The 3978-nt window shown below is 52.1% G+C and carries 3 protein-coding genes and 1 pseudogene; all 4 read right to left on the reverse strand.

Annotation, left to right across the window (positions count from 1 at the left end; genetic code table 11):
- Positions 1-794 (reverse strand): annotated as a pseudogene (locus ACLRGG_RS20280) (hypothetical protein); the annotation flags it as partial.
- Between the two features lie 31 nt (positions 795-825).
- A complete protein-coding gene (locus tag ACLRGG_RS20285; RefSeq protein WP_416251450.1) occupies positions 826-1272 on the reverse strand; it encodes a DUF3828 domain-containing protein in 447 nt (148 codons plus the stop codon).
- An 11-nt stretch (positions 1273-1283) separates the two neighbouring features.
- Complete coding sequence (locus tag ACLRGG_RS20290; RefSeq protein ID WP_416251451.1) at positions 1284-3641, reverse strand: type VI secretion system Vgr family protein; 2358 nt, start codon at positions 3639-3641, stop codon at positions 1284-1286.
- A gap of 5 nt (positions 3642-3646) precedes the next feature.
- Positions 3647-3978, reverse strand: a 332-nt coding sequence (locus ACLRGG_RS20295) for a ClpB D2-like domain containing protein (RefSeq protein ID WP_503827134.1), incomplete at its 5' end; no start/stop codon positions are given.

Below are 3978 nucleotides of genomic sequence, written 5' to 3' on the forward strand. Positions count from 1 at the left end.
TTGTTCGGGTCTGGCTGACAGACCGACTTCACCAGCACAAAGGTTGTTGTGTACTGAATGGAATGACTCAGGAAAGTACTCTTCTGATAATCCTTATTCAGGCGCCAGGCCACCACTTCACCGTCCGCCATACACTGCAGCGGAACCGCGGTCTCCCTCGTTTCCGGTGTAAGTACTGACCCCGGGGCTGATTTCTGAGTGATATGGATACCGCCATGCCACATCTTATTTGTGCCCGCCAGCCAGGTGCCGTGTGGCTCCTGACCAATAAGACACATCATTTCATCCAGCGTGGCGTAGTTCTCTCCGTTTTGCTTGCGGGCGGGAAAACAGACCTTTATGGTCGATGCTGACGGGGCTCCACGGTTTTCTGATGGCTGAGCATTGGCATCTTTATGTCGATAGAAGACGAATGGGGGTTTTGCCCTGCGGTAGTCTCCGCCAGGATAATAGCCATTATTTTGTTTGAAATCAGAAACCCACTGCAGGCCATTGAACATGGCCATATGTCCATGAGGATGATCTTTTTTTATTTTACCCACTGGAAAATCTGATTGTTTGATCCCCTGAATGATAACTACATCCCCGGCAATGTGGCTACCAGGCGTGGTAATGATCTCAAACCCCCTCTCGATAAGTGCTGGACCATAGTCTTTTGCGGATACTATTGAGGGCCAGGCATTTATCTCTCCCCCTGAGCTGATTGCACTCTTAACATAACGGGCACAATAACCTGTGGATGATGGCTCGGCATTTTCATTCAAATACTGAACTGCTTTTTGTACATCCCACATAAACTCGTCCTTTATTTATATGATTAAGCTATCACTCAGAGGCAACATTATTCACTTTCCAGCACCCATGATTATCATCCAGTGATACATCATAAATTTTCTTAATTTCACTAATACCTAACTGCAATCTCACATCAGCTTTATGTTCATTTTTTTTAACCTGATGAGTGTCTATATGATTCACCCAGTCATCAAAAATATCCTGCGCATCCGTGAAGTATTCTGCCTCCAGATCATTTTTCGACAGTGATTCCCTGAGACTTTCAAGCAGCTCAGGGGAAACCCATTTCTTCAGGCTATTCTTATGGTTAGCTGCAGATGAAGTCAGCGGATATTTATTCTGAATTAGTTCCTGCAGATACCAGTGATAAAATTCCGAAGTTGTTTTTTCTGGTGAAGCACAGTTAACATCAGCCGCATTTGCACTTCCCAGAGTTGCAATAAAGCACAAAGTTGTAAGCAAAGAGGTTATTTTCATTAAGGTACTCCCTAGCGTGACATCATCCCATCTGACTCAGGTGGTAGAAGGTCAAATGTGGTTTTATCGAAAACGGGCGCTTCACTTTGCATATTTGCCGCAGACATCGGCACCTGATAGCGTACCGCTTTAGTCGTGAAGTCCCCATGAGTCCCGTGCTCAATACCGCTTTCACTCAGCTTCAGGTATGAGCCGCCACCGTTAAGCGTCAGGGTTTTCGGCGTACTGATAATAATTTCATCCTTGCTGCTGGTGACCGTGAACTGCTGGTCGGCACTCATTTCAAGCGTGCCGTGCTGGGCGCGCACTTCGACATTACCCAGGTTGGCAATGACTTTTGCCCCGCCTTTATGCGCAAATAACCCCAGTGACTGCCCCGCGCTGACCGTGACATTTTTCATTGCCCCGATATCAACATGTTTACCGGCGGTGATCATGATGTTCTGTGCACTGGTCAGCTGCAGGTGCTCGCCTGAGGTGAACGCCATTCCCTGCGGGGCAGAGGCCAGCACAACCGCCGACTGCAAGTCTTTCAGTCGGCTCTGCACCAGATTATTCTGCGTCTGAATATCGCAGGTCAGGGCTTTCGCCTGTTCGGCAGCGCCGTTCAGCGCCTGCATCTCGCTATTGGCCTGAGTTATCTGGCTGACGGCTGGCGACATTTCCAGCATCTGTCCCTGGCCTTTTATCTGCGCATCTGCGGTCAGATAAACGCCGCGGCCCGCACGCAGGACGCCAAACTCGTCGGTGCGCAGTTCAAAGCCGGTACCACGCTGTTCACGCTGGCCATCCACAAGATGGCCGATATTCAGCTGAGTCTTGCCGTATTCAGTTGCGAGCTTGATGTGCTCTTCCTGACGCTTATCTTCCAGGCGAAGTTTGTTGTTTGCCGGTGTACGCAGGACGTTACGCGTGTGGTTATCATCGGTGACGGGGTCCGGGTGTTCAGAATCATGCTGGGTATGGGCGATATACGGGCGGTCAGGATCACCCGCATCAAACATCACCGAAACTTCGGTACCGTCAAGCAGGGGGGCATGGAAACCGTAATTGTCTCCGGCATACGGCTTGGCCATTCGCAGCCACAGATAGGCATAGCCCTGTTCACGGCCATTGCGGTCAAAATCAAGCTTCACCCGGTAACGCCCCTGACTGTCCAGCCAGGCATAGATATCGCCTTTCTCGGTGCTTTCCACACGGGCAGGCAACGTACCGGCAATCACCGGGCGATTATGTAACGGTGGGCGGTAGCACACGGCTTCACTGTAGGGGATCCCGGTAAAGGTCATCGTAAAGCTTTGCTTACGCGAACCACTGCTTTGCACACCTGTGATGACGATACCGTCTTTCAGGTTGGCGGGAAGCGAACCCTGCGGTTCAAGCACCTCACCCGGTGCCAGCACCGGACTGGTTGTTTTCCCGACAACCCCCTGCTGCGCATTCAGAATGCGTTCATGACGCAGCCGGGCGTAATACGCGCCGCTTTCCGGGGTATCCCTGTCACCTTCACTGAGGAAAGGTTCTGCATAGTGATAAACCTCACCCGTCGTGATGCCCTCGATGCTGCTGACTGACGCGGAGCTGTCCAACGGCGTCAGTGCCTGACGGTAGTTGTAATCCCGGGTCGCCACGCTCCCGGAGACAACCTGCTGACGGGTTTTGATATTCCAGACGCTGAGCTGGCCGTTATCACTGGTGCGCGACGGCGGGATCAGCGGCAGAATCACCCCAAACTGATACTGTGCCTGGCTGTCCTGAAAAATCACCACGTCCTGTTCCAGGCGGCCATCCATTTCAAAGCGCCAGAAAATACCCACTTCGGCCAGGAGACGCTGGAGGAACTCCAGATCGGTTTCACGCCACTGTGTGATGAGCTCACGCACCGGGTAAGACTGCGACAGACGCCATTCAAAATCGGGCCCTTCCAGCCCGTGTGAACGCAGGATTTTCTCAACCACTTCCGTTACGGACTGATTGAGATATATCTCGCTACGTCTGGTATGCTGTAGCAGCGCAATACGCGGCACAATATTGAGCGTGTAGTGGGTCTCATCAGCCGACGTTGATAGACGCTGAAAGGTGTGGACCACGCCATAGACAGTGCGCACTGACGTGGCGGGCATTCCGTTATACAACGGTGTCTGGAATGTAAACGCCGCCGGTTTAAGCAGCACGCTGTCACTGGCAATGTCACCCGCAGTACAGGTCACCCTGACGGTATAGTGCCAGGGCTCACTGAGTTTTTCTTCACCCCGAAAATTGAAAACATCGAGAAAATGCGGACACGCATGAACATCCAGCCTGTAGCGGGACATCCCCAAAAGCGCATCTATTTTGTCCTTTGCCAGGGCAATTACGGAATCATTCATCGCTCTTATCCTCTGCCAGGCACTGTCGCCGGTTCATCAAATGCGAGGACAACGCCCTCATTATCATTCCAGTCAAGCCGCAGCGACTGCGGTTTCTGTTTTGCCGCCATATGGGTCAGCAGCTGCTGACTCAGCACCGGCAGAATTTGTTGATTGAGCAGGCTGTCGACGTTGCGCGCCCCGGTGTCCGGCAGCAGACAGGCTGCTGTCAGGGCGTCATACAGACTCTCATCGATTTCCGTTTTCAGACCATAATGCCGATGCAGGCGTTGACTCACCTGGTCAACTTTCATCTGCACAATGGTGCGCATCGCGGTCTCATTCAGCGGTCGGTAGA

It is taken from the genome of Erwinia sp. PPS120, from assembly GCF_047918655.1.
Classification (GTDB): domain Bacteria; phylum Pseudomonadota; class Gammaproteobacteria; order Enterobacterales; family Enterobacteriaceae; genus Erwinia; species Erwinia tasmaniensis_A.